At 72.4% G+C, this 19,960-nt stretch carries 16 protein-coding genes and 1 pseudogene; 9 read left to right on the top strand and 8 right to left on the bottom strand.

Features of this window, described 5'->3' with window-relative positions; all coding sequences use genetic code 11:
- Window positions 1–2 precede the first annotated feature (2 nt).
- The 4 genes from ACFVYL_RS22175 to ACFVYL_RS22160 all read right to left on the bottom strand — a co-directional run bounded on the left by ACFVYL_RS22175 (window position 3) and on the right by ACFVYL_RS22160 (window position 3,335).
- A complete protein-coding gene (locus ACFVYL_RS22175) occupies window positions 3–539 on the bottom strand; it encodes an isochorismatase family cysteine hydrolase (RefSeq protein WP_389718764.1) in 537 nt (178 codons plus the stop codon).
- Complete coding sequence (gene ligD, locus ACFVYL_RS22170) at window positions 536–1,480, bottom strand: non-homologous end-joining DNA ligase (RefSeq protein WP_389718762.1); 945 nt, start codon at window positions 1,478–1,480, stop codon at window positions 536–538. Before ligD ends, ACFVYL_RS22175 begins: the two co-directional genes overlap by 4 nt.
- A gap of 45 nt (window positions 1,481–1,525) precedes the next feature.
- Window positions 1,526–2,212, bottom strand: a complete 687-nt coding sequence (locus tag ACFVYL_RS22165; RefSeq protein ID WP_389718759.1) for an HAD family hydrolase — start codon at window positions 2,210–2,212, stop codon at window positions 1,526–1,528.
- 271 nt (window positions 2,213–2,483) lie between these two features.
- Window positions 2,484–3,335, bottom strand: coding sequence for a LysR substrate-binding domain-containing protein (locus tag ACFVYL_RS22160; RefSeq protein ID WP_389718757.1), 852 nt, complete (start codon window positions 3,333–3,335; stop codon window positions 2,484–2,486).
- Between the two features lie 80 nt (window positions 3,336–3,415).
- Here ACFVYL_RS22160 and ACFVYL_RS22155 point away from each other — a divergent pair, with 80 nt between their 5' ends.
- Window positions 3,416–3,964 (top strand): cupin domain-containing protein, encoded by a 549-nt coding sequence (locus tag ACFVYL_RS22155; protein ID WP_389718755.1) that lies wholly within the window; start codon window positions 3,416–3,418, stop codon window positions 3,962–3,964.
- Between the two features lie 7 nt (window positions 3,965–3,971).
- Here ACFVYL_RS22155 and ACFVYL_RS22150 read toward each other — a convergent pair whose 3' ends face one another.
- Window positions 3,972–4,766, bottom strand: a complete 795-nt coding sequence (locus tag ACFVYL_RS22150; RefSeq protein WP_389718752.1) for a thioesterase family protein — start codon at window positions 4,764–4,766, stop codon at window positions 3,972–3,974.
- Between the two features lie 264 nt (window positions 4,767–5,030).
- On the opposite strand from ACFVYL_RS22150, the gene ACFVYL_RS22145 reads away from it, so the two are divergent.
- From ACFVYL_RS22145 to ACFVYL_RS22120, 6 genes and pseudogenes are all read left to right on the top strand, one after another.
- Window positions 5,031–8,690, top strand: a complete 3,660-nt coding sequence (locus ACFVYL_RS22145; RefSeq protein ID WP_389718749.1) for a nitrate reductase subunit alpha — start codon at window positions 5,031–5,033, stop codon at window positions 8,688–8,690.
- Window positions 8,690–10,342, top strand: a complete 1,653-nt coding sequence (narH, locus tag ACFVYL_RS22140; RefSeq protein ID WP_389718746.1) for a nitrate reductase subunit beta — start codon at window positions 8,690–8,692, stop codon at window positions 10,340–10,342. Before ACFVYL_RS22145 ends, narH begins: the two co-directional genes overlap by 1 nt.
- Window positions 10,339–10,977: a nitrate reductase molybdenum cofactor assembly chaperone gene (gene narJ, locus ACFVYL_RS22135; protein WP_389718743.1), complete on the top strand. Its 639-nt coding sequence runs from the start codon at window positions 10,339–10,341 to the stop codon at window positions 10,975–10,977. The genes narH and narJ overlap by 4 nt, the downstream gene beginning before the upstream one ends.
- On the top strand, window positions 10,974–11,687 hold the full coding sequence (gene narI, locus ACFVYL_RS22130; RefSeq protein ID WP_389718740.1) for a respiratory nitrate reductase subunit gamma: 714 nt from the start codon (window positions 10,974–10,976) through the stop codon (window positions 11,685–11,687). Before narJ ends, narI begins: the two co-directional genes overlap by 4 nt.
- A gap of 172 nt (window positions 11,688–11,859) precedes the next feature.
- Window positions 11,860–12,846, top strand: coding sequence for an AraC family transcriptional regulator (locus ACFVYL_RS22125; protein WP_389718738.1), 987 nt, complete (start codon window positions 11,860–11,862; stop codon window positions 12,844–12,846).
- A 51-nt stretch (window positions 12,847–12,897) separates the two neighbouring features.
- Window positions 12,898–13,593 (top strand): annotated as a pseudogene (locus ACFVYL_RS22120) (dioxygenase); the annotation flags it as partial.
- Window positions 13,594–13,633: 40 nt separating this feature from the next.
- Here ACFVYL_RS22120 and ACFVYL_RS22115 read toward each other — a convergent pair.
- Both ACFVYL_RS22115 and ACFVYL_RS22110 read right to left on the bottom strand, forming a co-directional pair.
- Window positions 13,634–14,587, bottom strand: coding sequence for a GNAT family N-acetyltransferase (locus ACFVYL_RS22115; protein WP_389718736.1), 954 nt, complete (start codon window positions 14,585–14,587; stop codon window positions 13,634–13,636).
- Window positions 14,588–14,843: 256 nt separating this feature from the next.
- On the bottom strand, window positions 14,844–15,260 hold the full coding sequence (locus tag ACFVYL_RS22110; RefSeq protein WP_389718733.1) for an ATP-binding protein: 417 nt from the start codon (window positions 15,258–15,260) through the stop codon (window positions 14,844–14,846).
- A 249-nt stretch (window positions 15,261–15,509) separates the two neighbouring features.
- On the opposite strand from ACFVYL_RS22110, the gene ACFVYL_RS22105 reads away from it, so the two are divergent.
- On the top strand, window positions 15,510–16,685 hold the full coding sequence (locus ACFVYL_RS22105) for an alpha-hydroxy-acid oxidizing protein (protein ID WP_389718731.1): 1,176 nt from the start codon (window positions 15,510–15,512) through the stop codon (window positions 16,683–16,685).
- A gap of 101 nt (window positions 16,686–16,786) precedes the next feature.
- Window positions 16,787–18,307 (top strand): MFS transporter, encoded by a 1,521-nt coding sequence (locus ACFVYL_RS22100; protein WP_389718729.1) that lies wholly within the window; start codon window positions 16,787–16,789, stop codon window positions 18,305–18,307.
- A 13-nt stretch (window positions 18,308–18,320) separates the two neighbouring features.
- Here ACFVYL_RS22100 and ACFVYL_RS22095 read toward each other — a convergent pair whose 3' ends face one another.
- Complete coding sequence (locus tag ACFVYL_RS22095) at window positions 18,321–19,940, bottom strand: alpha-amylase family glycosyl hydrolase (protein WP_389718726.1); 1,620 nt, start codon at window positions 19,938–19,940, stop codon at window positions 18,321–18,323.
- Between the last annotated feature and the right edge of the window lie 20 nt (window positions 19,941–19,960).

The following is a 19,960-nucleotide window of genomic DNA, read 5'->3' as shown; positions in this document are numbered from 1 at the left end:
GCTCACAGTTCGATCCGCCCCTCGGGCGCGACCTCCGCGTCCATGTTGCGCCGCATCATCCGCAGTGCCGCGTCCGCGAGACCGGCGTCGATGGACGCGACGGCGTCCTCGACGACCACCACGTCGAGATGCCTGATGTGGGCGTCCAGCGCCGAATAGAGCACACACTGCTCGGTGACCTGGCCGCAGAGGATCACCTGCCGTACGCCCAGTTGGGAGAGCAGGTACGACAGGGGCGTCTCGAAGAAGATCGAGTGCCGGGCCTTGACCACGAAGAGCGAGTCCTCGTCGGGCCGGACCGGCTCGATCAGGTCGGCGTGCGGCCCCGAGAGTGCGGTCTCGACCAGCTCGCCGTGGTGCGAGCGCCATTCGCCGAAGTTGTCGTTGGCGTAGATCACGGGGACGCCCGCGGCCCTCGCCCGCTCCAGCAGCCGGACCATGGCGGGCACCGCCTTGCGGACCGCGGGCAGGAGCACGTCCGCGTCGCGGTGCTCGTACGTGTTGATCATGTCGATGACGATGACCGCGCTCTTGCTCATGTCCCCAGGGCCGCCCTGCTCTCGCCGCCCGGCGCGCGCTCCAGGCGCGCCAGGCGCCGGGAGGCCGGGGCCACCCCGCGCCCGCGGCGCGCGAGGCCCGCCCAGGGGTCCTTCTCCAGCCGGTCGCCGAGGTCGGTCACCGTCCAGCGCCGGGCGGTCAGCTCCGCGGCGTCCAGCTCGTCCCAGTCCAGCGGTACGGCGACGGGGGCGCCCGGCCTGGACCGGACGGCGAAGGGGGCGACCGCGGTCTGGGCGTAGCCGTTGCGCGCGACGTCCAGGTACAGCCGGCCCTTGCGGGCGTCCTTGCGCGGTTCGGTCGTCAGCTGCTCCGGGTACCGCGCCGCGAGCGTGTCCGCGACGGCGCGGGCGAAGGCGAGCACGTCGTCGACGTCGTCACGCCGGTTCAGTGGTACGACGACGTGCAGACCGCGCGAGCCCGTCGTCATCAGGCCCGCGGGGAGGTCAAGCTCGTCGAGGAGCTCGCGCAGCCGGTGCGCCGCGCGGCGTACGGGCTCGAAGCCGTCGGTGGGCGGGTCCAGGTCGAACACCAGACGGTCGGGGCTGCGCGGCCGGTCGGCGCGGCTCAGCCAGCGGTGCGGGGTGATGCACGCCTGAGCGGCGAGGTACACCAGGGTCGCGGTGTCGTCGCACAGCACATGGGTGACCTCACCGCCCTCCTTGGCCACTGGCGCGCGGTGGACCCAGTCGGGGAAATAGTCGGAGATCTCCTTCTGGTAGAAGCGGTCCCCTTCGATCCCGTCCGGCATCCGTTCGAGCATGAGGGGTCTGCCGCGCAGCTCGGGCAGCATCCGCGGGGCCACCCGGCGGTAGTACTCGGCGAGGTCGGCCTTGGTGATGCCGTCGCGAGGGAAGAGCTCCTTCCCGGCCCGCTTCACTTCGACCGTGCGCCGGCCGACCCGCAGCTCACGGGTGGGGCTCATGTCACCGCCTCCTTCGTACGGGCTCCTTCGTACGGGCGTACCCGGTCAGTCGCTTTCCAGTGGGACGAAGACGCTGTCGTCGAGCCGCGCGAGGAGATCGGCGGGGTCCCGGTAGACCGCCAGCGCGCCGGCCTCCGCCAGGTCGGCGCGCGGGATACCGCCCGACAGGAGGGCGACGGGACGGACGCCGGCCCGCGCCGCGGCCCGCATGTCCCAGACCGTGTCCCCGACGAAGACGGCGTCGCCGGGGGCCACTTGGGCCAGTTCGAGCGCCCGGTGCACGGGGTCCGGGGCCGGTTTGCCCTCGGCCACGTCGTCCGCGCTCGCCGTCCCCACGATCACCTCGTCCGCGTCGATCGCCCGGCGCAGGGCGTCGAGCTCGCGGCCTCCGGCGGAGGTGGCGAGGACGTTGCGCCAGCCGCGGTCCGCCAGAGCGTGCAGGAGATCGTGTGCCCCGTCGAGCGGGGCGAGGCGGTCGGAGTAGGCGCCGTACAGCGCCTTGTGGGCGGAGCTGATCCCCTCGTCCTGCTCCTTGTCGCGGTCCTCTCCGAGCAGGTGCTCGATGAGATCGCCGGAGCCGAGTCCGATCGACCGGTGGATGGCGTGCGTGGACACCCGGTGACCTGCCTGGCGGAACGCCTCCCACCAGGTCGTCACATGCAGGTGGTTGGTGTCCACGAGGGTTCCGTCGACGTCGAACAGCGCCGCGCGTGCGGCGCGCCCGGCGTTCACACGCCGCTCCGGGCCTGGAGAAGGGCGCTGCTGCGGTGCGGGCGGATGCGGCGGAAGTGGACGGTCATGGTGCGCGGCGCTCCTTCGTACGGGTCCCTCTCACAGGTTCACGCAGTTCACGACGCGCCACACACTGGACGGACCCGATGGGTGAACCGGCGCGCCGCACGCAGCGGGTACCCCGCCGGTCACCTGTCACACGGGGCGTCGTCCACCTCAGAGCCTGTCTTCGGGCCCCGCCTGGGACCCTCCGCCTGCGCCCCGGCCCCGCTCACGCGCGGTACGCGGCGATCGCGGTCCGGACGAATGAGCGGATCAACGGGTTCGCGTCGCCCTCGGCCCACGCCACCACCATGCGGCTCGGCGCCATGTCGAGCAGCGGCACCACCGTGAGCCCGTCCGCGGGCTCGTCGGCCAGGAGGGTCATGCCGACCGTGCCGTTCCACAGGACGGCCTGCCGGCATTCCTGGACGGCTCGCACGACCGGTCCTGTGCGGGGTGCGCCGCCGCTCCAGTACGACTGCCAGGCGGGGTCGGTGCCCTCGGGGAAAACGAACCAGCGGCGGTCGGCGAGGTCGGCCAGGGGCAGGGCGTCGCGGCGGGCCAGCGGGTCGTCGGTGCGCAGCAGTGCTCCCACCGGGTCGGCGCTCAGCTCGCGCACGGTGAGCCCGGTCGTGTCGAACGGCCCGCGGGTGAGGGCGACGTCGACGCGTCCGGCGCGCAGGCCGCAGGCGGGGTCGGTCAGGTCGCTCTCGCGGACGCGGACCTCCACCCGCGGGTGCAGCCGGTGGTAGGCGGCGGCCAGCCGGGCCACGCCCGGGTCGGTGGCGCCGCCCAGGACGCCGACGGTGACGGTCACGCTGCCGGCCGCGGCGGCCACGCGCAGGCGTACCCGCTCGGCGCGGTCGAGCAGGGCGCGCGCCTCGTCGAGCAGGACGGCTCCCACGGGGGTGAGGGTGACGCCGGCCGGTGAGCGGTGGAACAGGGTGGCGCCGAGTTCGGTCTCCAGCCGTTTGATCGCCCGGCTCAGGGGCGGCTGGCTCATGTGCAGCCGGGTGGCGGCCCGGCCGAAGTGGAGTTCCTCGGCGACAGCCACGAAGTAGTGCAGCGCGCGCAGCTCCATGCCGTCACGATACCCATGCGGTATCGACGCCCCGGAACAGGTCTTGGACGGCCGGCCAGCTCCGGCGGTGGAATCGGGGCATGACTCACGAGAGCAGGAACACCGAGACCGAGAACACCGGGAACAGCGGGAACAGCGGGAACAGCGGGAAGACCGGGAACAGCGGGAACACCGGAAGCGCCCGCCCCGCCGTGTCCGTGGTCCGTCCGGGCGAGGGCGAGACGATCGTCCTCGGCACCACCCGCATGCGCGTTCTGGAGGACGGCAGCAACACCGGGCATCGCCTCGGGATGGCCGAGTCCGTCCTCGCGCCGCACACGCCGGGGCCTGCGCAGCACCGCCATGCCCAGCACGACGAGGGCTTCTACGTCATCACCGGATCGGTGCGCTTCACGGTCGGGCGGGACGAGCACGACGCCACGCCGGGCACGTTCGTGATGGTCCCGGCGGGCGCCCCGCACACCTTCGCCAACGTGACCGGCCAGCCCGCCGTCATGCTCAGCACGTTCACACCGGATCTGTACGTGCAGTACTTCCGGGATCTGCGGGACGCGCTGGAGGGCGGCGAGCCGATGGCCCCGGAGGCCGGCATCCAGGCGATGAGCCGCTTCGCCACCGAGCCTGCCTGACCGGCCGTCAGCCCTGCTTCGGCATCGGGCGGACGGTGAGCATCTGCTGCGCGTGGCCGACCGGCCCGGTGACGTCGTGCAGGACCGTGCTGGTGATGCCCTGCCCGGTGGGGCCGAAGGTGACCGTGGTGTCGAGCCCCGTCCAGCCGCCTTCGGGCTGCCGGTGGAGGTGGACGGTGAGGTCGACGTTGGGGAACATCCAGGCGGTGGGCGACTGGCGCGCGGCGATGCCGTTGGCGGTGTCGACGAGCGCGATGTAGGACGCCAGCGGGCCCGCGCTCCGTCCGGCGACGAGGTCGAGCGGGGTGGAGATCCACGCCGTCCCGCGGCCCGGCCGCGGGGGCGTCACCGGGCGGACGTCCAGGGAGGCGATGTACCCGCCCGGCCACACGGCGCCCATGTCCCAGGGCGTCAGCCCCTCGGGCGCGGGGAGCCGTTCGGGGTCGCCGCCCGCCACGGCCCCGGTGTCGCACGAGGCGAGCAGCCAGGCCCGGGCCCGTACGACGGGGCGGCCTGCGATGAGGGCGACGGCCTCGACGAGTTCGATGGTGCGGCCGGGCCTGATGGTCTCGACCCGGATCTCGCACTCGTCGAGGGCGAGGCGGCCGAGGATGTCGAAGCTGATCCGGGAGAGGACCAGGCCGGTGGCGGGCCGTGCGTCGAGATGCCGCTCGATGGCGTGGACGAGGAGGCCGCCGACCGGGCTGAAGTGGTACTCGTCGGTGGCCCAGGCGCCGCCCGCGTGCGAAGTGGGCTTGTAGCGGTGGTCGTCGATGGGCTCGAAGTAGCTGCCGGTGTTCAAGGGGTGCGTACCTCCGGTGCTCGGCGTGACGGGTTCCGGCGGGCCGCGGCACGGAGCCCCTGGGGTAAAGGAACCGTGCTAGTCCGGCCTCGTACCGCAACGCCCATTGTCAAGAGCAAGAAAAATAACTTCTAGGTACAACCAACTGGCCCGATTGAGATCCACATCACGCGCCGGGCGAGAGGAGTCTGATCCTCGTTCGTCGAGAGGCGCGTGCCGGAGGTGACCGTTCCGGCAGGCCGGTCCCCGAGGGGAGTCCGTGGCATGGGACGTGGCAGGGCAAAGGCGGAGCGGATCGCGGCGGATGCCGCCGAACGCCTTTTTGCCGCCGGGCAATTGATGCAGAGGGCGCCGACCACGCCCGGGAGCCGGGCGGTGTTCCGCACCGACCAGCGCGTCAACGACCAGCCGTACCGGGAGCGTTGGGCACACGACAAGGTGGTGCGCTCCACCCACGGAGTGAACTGCACCGGCTCGTGTTCCTGGCACGTATACGTCAAGGACGGCCTGATCACCTGGGAGACACAGGCGACCGACTACCCCTCGGCGGGAGCGGACCGGCCGGACTACGAGCCACGGGGCTGCCCGCGCGGCGCCTCGTTCTCCTGGTACACGTACTCCCCCACGCGCGTCCGCTACCCGCACGCGCGCGGCGTCCTCGTGGAGCTGTTCCGGGACGCGAAGCGCCGGCTCGGCGGCGACCCGGTGGCCGCCTGGGCGGAGATCACCGGCGACCCGGACAAGCGGCGCCGCTACCAGTCGGCCCGCGGCAAGGGCGGCCTGGTGCGCATCGGCTGGGACGAGGCCCTGGAGATCGCGGCCGCCGCGCACGTGCACACCCTCAAGGAGTACGGGCCCGACCGCATCGCCGGGTTCTCGCCGATCCCGGCGATGTCGATGGCCTCGCACGCCGTCGGCGCCCGCTTCCACTCACTCATCGGCGCCCCGATGCTCTCCTTCTACGACTGGTACGCGGACCTCCCGATCGCCTCCCCGCAGGTGTTCGGCGACCAGACCGACGTACCGGAGTCGGGCGACTGGTGGGACGCCGCGTATCTGATGCTGTGGGGCTCGAACGTCCCCGTCACCCGTACGCCCGACGCCCACTGGATGGCCGAGGCGCGCTACCGGGGCCAGAAGGTCGTCGTGGTCTCGCCGGACTACGCGGACGCGACGAAGTTCGCCGACGAGTGGCTGCATCCGCACCCGGGCACCGACGGCGCCCTCGCGATGGCCATGGGGCACGTGATCCTGCGGGAGTGCTTCGTGGAGCGGCAGGTGCCGTACTTCACGGACTACGTCAAACGCTTCACCGACCTGCCCTTCCTCGTCGCGCTCGACGAGCGCGGCACGGGTGCCCGCGCGCCCGGCGCGTTCGTCACCGCCCGCGATCTGGACCTGGCCAAGGAGGCCGCGCCGGAGTCGCGGCGCTGGATGCCCGTCCTTTACGACACGGCCACCGACCGGCCGGTCGTGCCCAACGGCACCCTGGGCGACCGCTGGGGCAAGGACGGCGAAGGCCGCTGGAACCTCGGCCTCGGCGACATCGACCCCCTCCTGACCCTCTACGGCCACCCCCGTGCCGAGACGGCCGAGGTGGTGCTGCCCCGCTTCGACGAGGAAGGGGCGACGGTGCGGCGCACGGTTCCGGCGCTGCAGGTCGAGGGGCGCCTGGTGACCACCGTCTTCGACCTGATGCTGGCTCAGTACAGCGTCGCCCGGGCCGGGTTGGGGGCGGCGGCGGTCGTGTCGTACGAGGACGCGGCCACGCCCTGCACCCCGGCCTGGCAGGAGGCGGTCACCTCGGTCCCGGCGCAGGCGGTGGTGCGCGCGGCGCGGGAGTTCGCCCGTACCGCGGAGCAGACGCGGGGCCGCTGCATGATCGTGATGGGGGCGGGCACCAACCACTGGTTCCATTCGGACACCATCTACCGGTCGTTCCTGTCCCTGCTGCTGCTCACCGGCTGTCAGGGCGTCAACGGCGGGGGCTGGGCGCACTACGTGGGGCAGGAGAAGGTGCGCCCGTACGCGGGCTGGCAGCAGCTGGCCACGGCGTCGGACTGGGTGCGCCCGTCGCGGCAGATGGCCGGGACGCCGTACTGGTACCTCCACACCGACCAGTGGCGCTACGAGAAGTTCACCGCGGACACCCTCGCCGCGCCCACCGCGCCCGGCGGCCTCGCGGGCCTGCACACCGCGGACCTGGTGTCCCGTTCCGTGCGGCAGGGCTGGATGCCCTCGTACCCGACGTTCGGCGCCAACCCGCTCGACCTCGGGCGGCGCGTGCACGAGGCCGGCGCCGACCCCGCCGAGTGGGTGGCCGCCGAACGCGACGCCGGGAGCCTGTCGTACGCCTGCGAGGACCCCGACGACCCCGCCAACTGGCCCAGGGTGCTCACCGTGTGGCGGGCCAACCTGATCGGCTCGTCCGCCAAGGGCAACGAGTTCTTCCTGCGGCACCTGCTCGGAGCGTCCGACAACGCGAGCGCCGAGGAGGCCCTGCCGGAGCAGCGGCCGCGCGAGGTGACCTGGCGGGACGAGGCGCCGCGCGGCAAGATCGACCTGCTGCTCTCCCTCGACTTCCGCATGACGTCCACCGGGCTCTTCGCCGATCTGGTGCTGCCCGCGGCGACCTGGTACGAGAAGCACGACCTGTCCAGCACCGACATGCACCCCTACGTGCACGCCTTCTCCCCCGCGATCAACCCGCCGTGGCAGGCCCGCACCGACTTCGAGATCTTCCACGGTCTGGCCGCCGAGGTCAGCCGGCTCGCCGAGGGCCGCCTCGGCGTGGCCCACGACCTCGTCGCCGCCCCGCTGCTGCACGACACCCCCGGTGAGGCCCCGCCCGACGGGCCCACCGGACCGCAGTTCACCCTCGTGGAGCGGGACTACACCGCCATCGGCGACAAGATGGCCGCGCTCGGGCCGCTGACCGGGCAGCAGGGCATGACGGTCAAGGGGGTGACCGTGCGCCCGCAGCCGGAGATCGACTGGCTGGCGGGCCGCTGCGGCACGGCGCACCGCGCGCCGGTGCGCGGGCTGCCCCTCCTCGACACGGACGTCAAGATGTGCGAGGCGATCCTTGCCCTTTCGGGCACGACCAACGGCCGCCTCGCCGCCGAGGGCTTCGAGCGCCTCGCCGAGCGCTGCGGCGCCGACACGGGGCTCGGCGAGCTTGCGGCGTCGGTGGCCGAGCGGCGCATCACGTTCTCGGACACGCAGGCGCGGCCTGTGCAGGTCGGGGCGAGCTTCGAGTGGTCGGGCAAGGAGGGCCCGGAGCGCCGCTACGCGCCGTTCACGATCAACACGGAGCACTTCAAGCCCTGGCACACCCTCACCGGCCGCCAGCACTTCTACCTCGACCACCCCTGGATCGCCGAGTACGGCGAGCAACTGCCCGTGTACAGGCCGCCGTTGGACCTCGCGGAGCTCGGCGAGCAGCCGGCCGCGGACGGCGGGGGGCGGTCGGTGACCGTGCGGTATCTGACCCCGCACTCGAAGTGGTCCATCCACTCCGAGTACCAGGAGAACCTGCTGATGCAGACGCTGGCCCGCGGCGGCCCGGTCATCTGGCTCGGGGTGGCCGACGCCGAGGCGATCGGCGTGGCGGACAACGACTGGATCGAGGCGCGGAACAACAACGGCGTGGTCGTGGCCCGCGCCGTCGTCTCGCACCGCATGCCGCCCGGCACGGTCTTCATGTACCACGTCCAGGAACGGCTGGTGAACGTGCCGAAGTCCGAGGCCACAGGACGGCGCGGCGGCGTCCACAACGCCCTCACCAGACTCCTGATCAAGCCGACCCACCTGATCGGCGGCCACGCCCAGCTCTCCTTCGCCCCCAACTACTACGGTCCCACCGGCAACCAGCGCGACGCGGTCACCGTGATCCGGCGCCGCGCCCAGGAGGTTCAGTACTGATGCCCCGTGACGGAGCCACCATCGGACGGGTCATGGCACAAGTGGCGATGGTCATGAACCTCGACAAGTGCATCGGCTGCCACACCTGCTCGGTCACCTGCAAACAGACCTGGACCAACCGCTCGGGCACTGAGTACGTCTGGTTCAACAACGTCGAGACCCGCCCCGGCCAGGGCTACCCGCGCGGTTACGAGGACCAGGACAAGTGGCGGGGCGGCTGGCAGCTCAAGCACGGCCGCCTGGTGCCCCGCAGCGGGGGCCGCGCCCGCCGCCTGGCCCGGCTCTTCGCCAACCCCGAGCTGCCCTCGCTCGGCGACTACTACGAGCCGTGGACGTACGACTACGAGACCCTCATCTCCGCGCCGCTCGGTGACGACGTCCCCACCGCGCGGCCCCGCTCCCAGATCGACGGCGAGCCCACCGCGGTGACGTGGGGGCCGAACTGGGACGACGACCTCGGCGGCGGGCCCGCGCACATCGCGGGCGATCCGATGCTGAAGAAGATGAACGAGCAGGTGCGCCTGGAGTACGAGCAGGCGTTCATGTTCTACCTGCCGCGGATCTGCGAGCACTGCCTCAACCCCTCGTGCGTGGCGGTGTGCCCGTCCGGCGCCATGTACAAGCGCATCGAGGACGGCATCGTCCTCGTCGACCAGGACCGCTGCCGGGGCTGGCGCATGTGCGTCAGCGGCTGCCCGTACAAGAAGGTCTACTTCAACCACCGGTCCGGCAAGGCCGAGAAGTGCACGTTCTGCTATCCCCGCGTCGAGGCGGGCCAGCCGACCGTCTGCTCCGAGACCTGCGTGGGGCGTCTTCGCTATCTCGGCGTGATCCTCTACGACGCCGACAAGGTCGGCGAGGCCGCCGCCACCGAGAACGAACAGGACCTGTACGAAGCCCAGTTGGAGTGCTTCCTCGACCCCGGCGACCCCGAGGTGGCGCGGGCCGCCGAGGCCTCCGGCATCCCGCACGACTGGATCACCGCCGCCCGTCGCTCCCCCGTGCACGCCCTGATCAGCACGTACAGGGTGGCGCTCCCGCTGCACCCGGAGTACCGCACCATGCCCATGGTCTGGTACGTCCCCCCGCTGTCCCCCGTCGTCGAGTCCCTGACCGCCAGCGGGCACGACGGAGAGGACCCGGCGAAGCTCTTCGCGGCCATCGACTCGCTGCGCATCCCCGTCGCCTACCTCGCGGAACTGTTCACCGCGGGCGATCCGGCGCCGGTGGAGGCGGCGCTCTGCCGCCTGGCCGCGATGCGTTCCCACATGCGGCGCGTCAACCTCGGCGAGGAGCAGGATCCCGCCATCGCCCGCGCGGTCGGCATGGACGCCGACGGGATCGAGGCGATGTACCGGCTGCTCGCCCTCGCCAAGTACGACGAGCGCTACGTCGTCCCCACCAGCTACACGGCCAGGACCCCCGCCGACGACCTCGACGCGGGCTGCAGCCTGGACGGCTACGGCGGGCCCGGCATGTACGAGGCGGACGCGTTCCACACCGTCCCCGGCTCCCCCGGCTCCCCCGGCTCCCCCGGCAGGGAGCCGGAACATGCCGGGACATCGCTGCGCGACCGGGTCAACCTCCTCAACTGGAACGGCCGCGGGCGCCCCGACGGGCTGTTCCCGCGCACCGAGGGCGGCGCCGAGTGAGCCGCGCCGTCGTCCGTCAAGCCGCGTCTCTGCTGCTCGGCTACCCCGACCTGGACTGGCCGCGGCGGCTGCACACCGTCCGTACGGCGCTGGAGCCCGTGCCGGGGACCGGGATCCGTCTCCTGGAGCGGTTCTGCGAACAGGTCGGCGACACGGACCCGCTCGCGCTCGCCGCCCGGTACGTCGCCACGTTCGACCGCAGCCGCCGGCGCTGTCTGTATCTGACGTACTACACCGACGGCGACACCCGCAGGCGCGGGCCCACCCTGGCCGGGCTCAAAGCCCTGTACCGCGAGCACGGCTGGCGGCCGCCCGAGGACGAACTGCCCGACTTCCTGCCCCTGATGCTGGAGTTCGCCGCCCGCGTCCCGGACGCCGGAACGCGGCTGCTCGCCGAGCACCGGGCCGCCCTGGAACTGCTGCGCTTCGGCCTGACGGCGCACCGCAGCCCGTACGCCGACGTCGTCCAGGCGGTCTGCGACACCTTGCCGGGGACCGGCCCGGCCACCCGCGAGGCTGCCCTGCGCCTTGCCCGCACGGGGCCGCCCGCCGAGTCGGTCGGTCTCGTTCCGCTGCCCTTCCCCCGGCTCCGACCGGTACCCGACGCTCCGCACGCGCAGGAGGCTGCCCGGTGAAGCACCTGCACATCGCCCTGTGGGGCGTGCTGCCCTATCTCGTCCTCGTCGTGCTGATCACCGGCACGGCCTGGCGCTACCGCTACGACCGCTTCGGTTTCACCACCCGCTCCAGCCAACTGCACGAACACCGTCTGCTGAGCGTCGGCGGCCCGCTGTTCCACTACGGCCTCCTCTTCGTGGTGGCCGGGCACGCCATCGGACTCCTTGTGCCCGAGTCGCTCACCGAGAAGGCGCACGTCCACGAGTGGCTCTACCACGCCAACGCCCTGCTCGTGGGCGGCGCCGCGGGCCTCGCCACCCTCGCCGGGCTCGTGATCCTGCTCCTGCGGCGGCTGCGCGTGCCCGCCGTGCGCGCCGCGACCAGCCGCAGCGACCGCGCCGTCCACCCGGTCCTGCTCTGCGTGATCCTGGCCGGCCTCACCGCCACGGCCACCACCCTGCGGCCCCACTCCTACGACTACCGGCTCGGCGTCTCCGTCTGGTTCCGCTCCCTGTTCGCCCTCGACCCCGACGTGACGGCCATGGCCGACGCGCCCCTCGCCTACCAGGTGCACGCGCTGCTCGGCATGGCCCTGTTCGCCCTGTGGCCGTTCAGCCGGCTCGTCCATGCCTTCACCGCCCCGCTCGGCTACCTGGCCCGCCCCTACATCGTCTACCGCTCCCGGGGCGTCCCGGCGGCACGCGGCACTGAGGCGGCGCGCCGCTAGGCTGCCGGTGCGCCCACCTGCAGCACCGGTCGGGCGGCGCCGACTTCCTGGCCGCGTACGCGTTCCCTCCGTGGTTTCGGCGCAATCGCAGTCCTGTCCGTCCGGGTCCCGCATGCCATGGTGGGGAGCCGGATGGTCCGGACCAGCCTTCGGCCGATGAGGAGCACTGCGCATGCGCGGCACAACGGTTCTGCCGGGTGAGGGGAACAACGGGGAGCCGGGCGAGGACGGCATGCCGACCCACCGGCTGCAGGTGCCGATGCCCAATGCCCTGCCGTTCGCCATCGGCACGTTCGACACCATCGGGCCCATGTCACGCGCGTCCTTCCCGCACCGGCACACCTTCCACGAGATCGTCCACGTCACCGGCGGCACCGGCGGGCACGTCGTCGACCTGAGCCGGTTCACGCTGCGGCCGCCGAACCTGTGCTTCATCGCGCCCGGCCAGGTCCACCAGTGGGAGGACGTCACCGGTCTGGAGGGCCAGGTCATCCTCTTCACCGACGACTTCCTCGTGGACCACCCCGCCGACCGGTACGTCCTGCGCACGCTCGCCCGGCGCTCCTGGATCGACCTGCCCGAGGACGCGGCAGGATGGACGGCGCACCTCGTCGCCGATCTGGACGGCGAGTACCGGTCGGGGGCCCACGGGTTCCAGAGCGTCCTGCGGGCCCTGCTGCACGTCCTCGTGGTGCGGGCGGCCCGGCTCCCCGCGCCCCGAGCGGCGGCGGTGCCGCTCGCGTCGCCCCACGCGGACGCACCGGTCGCGCTCCCGCGCTCCCGCCCCGTCACGGTGACCGAGGAGTTCGTGACGCTGCTCGGCTCCTCCGAAGGCGCCCTGCAGTCGGTGCGCTCGTGCGCGGAACGGCTCGGTGTCTCGGTGAGCTATCTCAGCGAGGCGGTGAAGGCGTCCACCGGGCGCACCCCCGGCGAACTGATCCGCCAGACCCGCGTGCACGAGGCCAAACGGCTCCTGCTGCGCACGGAGTTGTCGGTACGTCAGGTCGCCGACCGGGTCGGGTTCGGTGACCCGGCCTACTTCTGCCGCTTCTTCCGCCGCGAGACCGGCGCGAGCCCGGGGAGCTTCCGCCGCGGCGGCGGCGATATTCACCACGACCACCGGCTGGAGTCCATCGCCGGGCCCTCCTCCCCCGCATAGCTTCATAGCCGATCCGGAACCCGCCCACCCCTTTCAGGCTCAGGAGGAGCGATGGACCACGAGATCGGCACCCCCGGCACAGCCGACGGCGCCCCCGACGAAGACGGCACCCCCGGCCCGGTCAACGGCAGCAGAGGCCCCAGCCGCAAGACGGTCCTGCGGGCCGCCGCCGCGATGGGCATGGCCCTGCCCGTGACCCTCATGGGCGGGCCCGCCCTGGCGCGGACCATCCACGAGCGCGGCGAGGCCCTGGAGGCGACGCCGACCTGTGACGACGGCGACGACCCGACGATCCCGCAGATGGAGGGCCCGTACTTCAAGCCCAACTCCCCGCAGCGCACCTCGCTCGTCCAGCCCGGCACCCCGGGCGTGCGGCTCACCGTCACCGGCTACGTCTTCGGGCTCGGCTGCAAGCCGATAGCCCGGACCCTGCTGGACTTCTGGCAGGCGGACGCCTACGGAACGTACGACAACACGGGATTCCGTTTCCGCGGGCACCAGTTCACCGACGCCAACGGCGCGTTCAAGCTCACCACGGTCGTGCCAGGCCTCTACCCCGGCCGCACCCGCCACCTGCACGTCAAGGTGCAGGCACCGGGCCGCCCGATCCTCACCACGCAGCTGTACTTCCCCGGCGAGCCGCGCAACAACACGGACCCGATCTTCGACGCCCGGCTGCTCATGAACGTACGGTCCGTCGGCAACGCGAAGGAGGCGGACTTCGACTTCGTCCTGAACGTGCCGCAGTAGACGCGGCAAAGGGCCGTCCGGGGCCTCGTCCGGGTCCTCAGACCGGGCGTATCAGCTCCCATGTGTCGACGGCGTGGTCGAGCGTCATGCCGTGCCGTTCGTACAGGGACAGCGCGCCGCTGCTGTTGTCGGTGTCCACGCCCAGGCCGATCCGGTCGCGGCCCAGTGCCGCGTAGTGCCCGAAGGCGTGGCGCAGGAGGTGGCTGCCGAGGCCGCGCCCGCGGGCCGCGGCCAGGACGCCGAGGCTGCCGATCCAGCCCATCGACGGGCGGTTGTCGTGGGTGTGCAGGACGGCCGCGTCGCCCACGCCGTCGAGGTGGGCGACCCACATCAGGGACCAGTCGACGCGTGCGGCGTCGATGTCGCCCAGCCACTGCGCGTAGGTGCGCGGCTGGTGGTCGAAGTGCTCCTGGAAGGTCTCCTGCAACAGGGCGTGGGCGCGTCGGCGGTCCTCATCGGCCAGGCAGGGGCGCAGGGTCACGCCGGGAGGCGGCACGGGTATCCGGTCGCCTTCCGGCCGGAGTCGACGGCTCATCACGTTGTAACGGCGCACGGTGCGCCAGCCCCGCGCGCGCAGCGCCTGGGGGTCCGTGGTGGGCTCGGTGGTCAGGTGGAGGTGCACCACCGCGCGGGCCGCGCCGTTGGCCACGGCGCGCTCGCCCGCGCGGGCCTCCATCAGCTCCAGCAGGTGCAGGGCCCCCGCCGGGCGGCCGGGCAGGACGTAGTGGTCGATGTCGACGCGCTCGCCCGCGGACTCGTCCCACACCAGCCCGTACCCGACGAGCAGACCGCCGTCGAAGAGCAGCCAGGAGTCGCGCTCCAGGTCCACCTCGGGGCGGGTCAAGTCGCTCTCGACGGCGGACAGTTCGGTGTCGGCGCGGCCCACCTCCAGCAGATCGACTTCGTTCAGCAGCGCGCACACCGCGGCCGCGTCGCCGAGCGTCGCGGGGCGCACGGTCAGGCCGGGGGGCGGTACGAGGGAGGTGGACATGGCTCCACTGTCCGGTGGCGGGGAGCCCGCTCGCAAGGGAGTTTCTCCGTAAGGGCCGGGCCGCCGGGCGTCATGCGTACGGGCCCGGCGTGGAGTGCGGGTCTGGGTGCCCGTCAGAAGGGCCCTCAGGTTGGTCGGCCGCGGCGAACGTGGCGACCGCACGGTCACGGAGCACCGGAGTCCTCCGCGGGTCCGAGGAAATGGGTGAAGAACTCCGGCCCGAGCGCCCGGCCCCGGCGGGGGCCGGGCGGCGACTTCAGGCCAGTACGGCCCGCACCGTCTTTCCGCCCCGGTGTGCGCCCACGACCTCCAGGCGGTGGGCGAGTTCCCGCACCATCGTGAGGCCTCGGCCGCCCTCTCGGTCGACGCTCGCCTTCTGGAAGCGCGGACGCTCCGGGCTTGCGTCGGTGACCTGGACGGTCACCCGGTTGCCGGTGACCTCGACGCTCAGGCGGCAGCCACCGTCCGCGTACCGCACGGCGTTGGACACGAGCTCGGAGACGACGAGTGTGGCGTCATCCACGCGCTCGGCGGCTACCTCGGTCTTGCGGCGCCGGGTTCCGGCGAGAAACGTGGAGGCCAGCCTCCGTGCCCGGCCCGCCGACGCGAGCTCCGGCGGCAACGCGTACTCCACCCGTTCCGTGGGCCGATGGGCGCGCTGGTGCGCACGCATGGCAGCTCACTCCCCTCCCAGAAGACAAACCGGCGTCCACCCGCGATCAACGTCGCCACCGGGGTCGCGGCATCCGGTGCGCGACGGTCCTGCCCCACGGTGATGCCCTCGCAGACTGATCCCCAATCCGCCCGCCGACGCTTCCCTCACCGCGCATGGGCTCTGACGCACCGTGCATTGACCCTGTCGTCAACATCAAACGACACTGGGCCGCCCTTACTCCGCGCCGGGAAAGGCGGCTCCCCTCCCATGAACCCGATGCCCCGCCCCTACAAGGACTATCAGGACGAGATCTACCTCGACGGGCTACGCGGTGTCGTCCCCGCGTACCCCATGTCGTACGACGAGTTGGAGTCGCGCGCGCAGGCCGCGATGGCGCCCTCCGTCGTCTCGTACGTCGCCGGTGGCGCGGGCGACGAGCTCACCCAGCGCGCCAACGTCACCGCGTTCGAGCGCTGGGGGCTGATACCGCGCATGTTCGTCGGGGCCTCGCAACGCGACCTGTCCGTCGACCTGTTCGGCATGAGGCTGCCCTCGCCCCTGTTCATGGCGCCCATCGGGGTCCTCGGCATCTGCGCGCAGGACGGGCACGGGGATCTGGCGACCGCGCGGGCGGCCGCGCGGACCGGTGTCCCCATGATCGCGTCCACCTTGTCCGCCGATCCGATGGAGTCGGTCGCCGCCGAGCTCGGCGGGACGCCCGGCTTCTTCCAGCTGTACACGCCGACCGACCGGGCGCTCGCCGAGAGTCTGGTGCGCAGGGCGGAGAAGTCCGGGTTCAAGGCGATCGTCGTCACCATGGACACCTGGATCACGGGCTGGCGCCCCCGCGACCTGAGCACGGCCAACTTCCCCCAGCTGCGCGGCCACTGCCTGGCCAACTACACGAGCGACCCGGTCTTCCGCGCCCAGTTGCCCGCCGCACCCGAACAGGACGTACAGTCCGCGGTCCTGAAGTGGGTGCAGGTCTTCGGCAACCCGCTGACCTGGGACGACCTGCCGTGGCTGCGTTCCCTGACGTCGCTGCCGCTGATCGTGAAGGGGCTGTGCCACCCCGAGGACGTGCGGCGGGCCAGGGACGGCGGCGTGGACGGCATCTACTGCTCCAACCACGGCGGCCGCCAGGCCAACGGCGGGCTGCCCGCGCTCGACGTGCTCCCGGCGGTCGTCGAGGCCGCCGACGGGCTGCCCGTCCTCTTCGACTCGGGGGTGCGCGGCGGCGCGGACATCGTGAAGGCCGTCGCGCTGGGCGCCACCGCCGTCGGCGTCGGCCGCCCGTACGCGTACGGTCTCGGGATCGGCGGGGCGGACGGCGTCACCCACGTCCTGCGCTCGCTCCTCGCCGAGGCCGACCTGCTGATGGCCGTCGACGGCTACCCGAGCCTCGCGGACCTCACACCGGAGGCACTCCAGCGCGTGGGGTGACAGGAGTGGGGCGACGGGAGTGGGCCGAGGTTCCCCAGTAGACACCTTTACGTTTCATGTGAGACATTGCTGTCTCATTCGAAATTGAGGTGTTACACCACATGACCCCGCAACGTGATCCACGGCGCTGGGCCGTCCTCGCGATCCTCTCCGGCAGCCTCCTGCTGATCGCCATGGACACCACGATCCTGAACGTCGCCTTCCCGTCCCTGGTCGCCGATCTGCGGCCCAGCTCCGTGCAGCAGCTGTGGATCATCGACAGCTACGCCCTGGTGCTCTCCGGTCTCCTCGTGACCGCGGGCGCGCTCGGCGACCGGTGGGGCCGCAAGCGGCTGCTCCTGATCGGCTTCGGCGTCTTCGCCCTGGCCTCCCTGCTCGCCGTCTTCGCGACCGCCGCCTGGCAGGTCATCGCCGCCCGTGCGCTGCTCGGCGCGGGCGGCGCGGCAATCATGCCGGCCACCCTGTCGATCCTGCGGCGGGTCTTCACCGACGCCCGCGAGCGCGCCCTCGCCTACGCCGTGTGGTCCGCCGTCTTCGGTGGCGGCATGGCGCTCGGCCCGGTCGTCGGCGGCCTGCTGGTCCAGCACGACGGCTGGCACTCCGCGTTCCTGGTCAACGTCCCGGTCGCGCTGGTGATCATCGCGCTCGGCCTGTGGATCCTGCCCGAGTCCCACCAGCCCCGTGCGGGCCGCTGGGACTGGTGGGGCGTCGGCCAGTCCGTCGTCGGCATGCTCGCCCTCGCGGGCGGCATCAAGCAGCTCGGCAAGGGCGGGCCCGCCGACCCGGTGGCCTGGGCGCTCCTCGTGCTCGCCGCCGCGACGCTCACAGTCTTCGTCCGCCGCCAGCTGCGCCTCGACCACCCGCTGCTGCGGGTACGCCTCTTCGCGTCCCGGCCCTTCGCCATCGCCGCCGCCTCGATCTTCCTCGGCATGATCGCGCTGGGCTCCGCACTGTTCCTGATCACCCAGTGGTTCCAGTACGGACAGGGCTACACCCCGCTGGAGGCGGGCATCCGGCTGCTGCCTGCGCCGCTGGGCCTGGTTCTCACCTCGCTGGTCACGCCCGCACTGATGCACCGGCTGCCGATCCGGCACGTCATGGGCGGCGGTCTGGTGATGATGACGGCGGGGCTCGCCCTTCCGTGGCTGCTGCAGCTGTCGGGGCCGCTGGGCTACGGCGAGGTCGCCGTGGCGCTCGCGGTGCTCGGCTGCGGGGTCGGCGTCGCGACGACCGCGGCGTCCGTGACACTGATGGCCGCCACCCCGGCCGAGGACGTCAGCGGTGCCGCGGCCGTCGAGGAGACCTGCTACGAGCTCGGCGCGGCGATGGGCGTCGCGATCCTCGGCAGCGTCGCCACCGCGCTGTACCGCGTGAACCTGCCCGAGCTGGGTCTCCCCGCCGACACCACGGCCGCCGTGAGCGACTCGATCGGCGAGGCGGCGCGGGTGGCCTCCGAGCTCACAGGACCGGCCGGGAGCGTCCTGCTGACGCGGGCCTCCGACGCGTTCACCTCGGGGATGACGCCGACGTTCCTGATGGCGGCCGCGCTGCCGCTGGTGGCCGCGGCGCTCACCTGGGCGAAGATCCCCAAGAGCCTGCGCCCGACGGAGAACGCCCACTGACGCGAGCGGCTGCTCAGTGACTGTCTTTGAACCCCCTCCTGCGCAGCCATACCGCTGTGTCGGGCGGCAGCAGCCCCCGCGCGGACAAGGGGCCGCTGGTCAGCAGGAGTTCGGAGTCGGCCGGCAGCGCCACATCGTCCGGGCCGAAGTTGACCAGCGTGACCCAGGTGGAGCCGTTACCACCGTCACTCAGGTCACTTTCGTCACTCTCGTCGCGCTCGAAGGCGCGGGCGAAGCAGAGCAACCCGGGCTCGTCCGTGCGCAGCCGGCGCAGCGGCCCCGCCTCCCCCAGGCAGCGCCTTCGCCGCAGTGCCGTCCGGTACAGGGAGAGCATCGAGTCCGGGTCCCGCGCCTGCCGTTCGGCGGCGCGCCCGGACCAGCCGGGCGGCACGGGAAGCCAGCTCGGGGCCGGGGCGCCGTCCCAGGGCAGCGGCACCCGGCAGCCGTCCCTGCCCGGGTCGACTCCGCCGGAGCGCGCGTGCATCGGATCCTGGACGAGCTCCCGGGGGATCTCCACCTCCGGCAGCCCCAGCTCCTCACCCTGGTAGAGGTAGACGGAGCCGGGCAGCGCCAGGGTGAGCAGGGCCGCGGCCCTGGCCCTGCGGGTGCCGAGCTCCAGATCGGTGGGTACTCCGAACCGCTTGCGTTCGAAGGCGAAGCCGGTGTCCTCGGCCCGGCCGTAGCGGGTGACCGTCCGGGTGACGTCGTGATTGGCGAGGACCCAGGTGGCCGGGGCACCGACCGGGGCGTGGGTGCTCAGGGTGAGATCGATCGACTCCCACAGCTGCGCCGGGTCCCAGGGGCGGGAGAGGAAGTCGAAGTTGAACGCGGTGTGCAGCTCGTCCGGGCGCAGGTAGCGGGTGAACCGCTCCGCGTCCGGCAGCCAGATCTCGCCGATGAGCGCGGCGCCGTACGCGTCGGCGATCCGCCGCCAGGAGCGGTAGATGTCGTGCAGCTCGGGCCGGTCGTGGAAGGGGTGCGGACGGGCGGGGTCCATCGAGGGCAGCCCGTCGGCCTTGGCGAGGAGCGCCGCGGAGTCGATCCGCACGCCGGCCGCGCCGCGCTCGAACCAGAACCGCAGCACTTCCTCGTGCTCCCTGCGGACCTCGGGGTGGTTCCAGTTGAGGTCGGGCTGCTCGGGCGCGAAGAGGTGGAGGTACCACTCGCCGTCCGGGGCGCGGGACCACGGCACCCCGCCGAACTCGCCGACCCAGTCGTTGGGCGGCTCCTCGGAGTACGGCCGGAAGTGGAAGAGCTCCCGTTCCGGGGAGCCGGGGCCCGCCGCGAGGGCCGCCCTGAACCACGCGTGCTGGTCGGAGACGTGGTTCGGGACGATGTCCACGATGCAGCGCAGGCCCAGCTCCTGGGCCTCGGTCATCAGCTTCTCGGCCTCGCCGAGGGTGCCGAAGACCGGGTCGATGGCGCGGTAGTCGGCGACGTCGTAGCCGCCGTCCGCGAGCGGCGACAGGTACCACGGCGTGAACCACAGTGCGTCCACGCCCAGTTCGGCCAGGTAGGGCAGGCGGGCACGGACGCCGGCGAGATCGCCGGTGCCGTCGCCGTTCCCGTCGGCGAAGGAGCGGACGTACACCTGGTAGATGGCAGCGCTGCGCCACCACTCCGTGCTGGACAAATGAGTGTCCTTTCGTACGA

The organism is Streptomyces sp. NPDC058308 (genome assembly GCF_042880275.1).
Classification (GTDB): domain Bacteria; phylum Actinomycetota; class Actinomycetes; order Streptomycetales; family Streptomycetaceae; genus Streptomyces.
Note: the sequence above shows the minus strand (reverse complement) of the source record. Positions and strands in the feature narration are given on the sequence as shown.

Excerpts from the sequence above, each read along its gene's own strand:
- ACFVYL_RS22100 (WP_389718729.1), top strand. The coding sequence starts at position 16,787 with ATGACCCCGCAACGTGATCCACGGCGCTGGGCCGTCCTCGCGATCCTC.
- ACFVYL_RS22175 (WP_389718764.1), bottom strand. The coding sequence starts at position 539 with ATGAGCAAGAGCGCGGTCATCGTCATCGACATGATCAACACGTACGAG.
- ACFVYL_RS22105 (WP_389718731.1), top strand. The coding sequence starts at position 15,510 with ATGAACCCGATGCCCCGCCCCTACAAGGACTATCAGGACGAGATCTAC.
- narH (WP_389718746.1), top strand. The coding sequence starts at position 8,690 with ATGCCCCGTGACGGAGCCACCATCGGACGGGTCATGGCACAAGTGGCG.
- ACFVYL_RS22155 (WP_389718755.1), top strand. The coding sequence starts at position 3,416 with ATGACTCACGAGAGCAGGAACACCGAGACCGAGAACACCGGGAACAGC.
- ACFVYL_RS22145 (WP_389718749.1), top strand. The coding sequence starts at position 5,031 with ATGGGACGTGGCAGGGCAAAGGCGGAGCGGATCGCGGCGGATGCCGCC.
- ACFVYL_RS22115 (WP_389718736.1), bottom strand. The coding sequence starts at position 14,587 with ATGTCCACCTCCCTCGTACCGCCCCCCGGCCTGACCGTGCGCCCCGCG.
- ACFVYL_RS22125 (WP_389718738.1), top strand. The coding sequence starts at position 11,860 with ATGCGCGGCACAACGGTTCTGCCGGGTGAGGGGAACAACGGGGAGCCG.
- ACFVYL_RS22110 (WP_389718733.1), bottom strand. The coding sequence starts at position 15,260 with ATGCGTGCGCACCAGCGCGCCCATCGGCCCACGGAACGGGTGGAGTAC.
- ACFVYL_RS22160 (WP_389718757.1), bottom strand. The coding sequence starts at position 3,335 with ATGGAGCTGCGCGCGCTGCACTACTTCGTGGCTGTCGCCGAGGAACTC.
- ligD (WP_389718762.1), bottom strand. The coding sequence starts at position 1,480 with ATGAGCCCCACCCGTGAGCTGCGGGTCGGCCGGCGCACGGTCGAAGTG.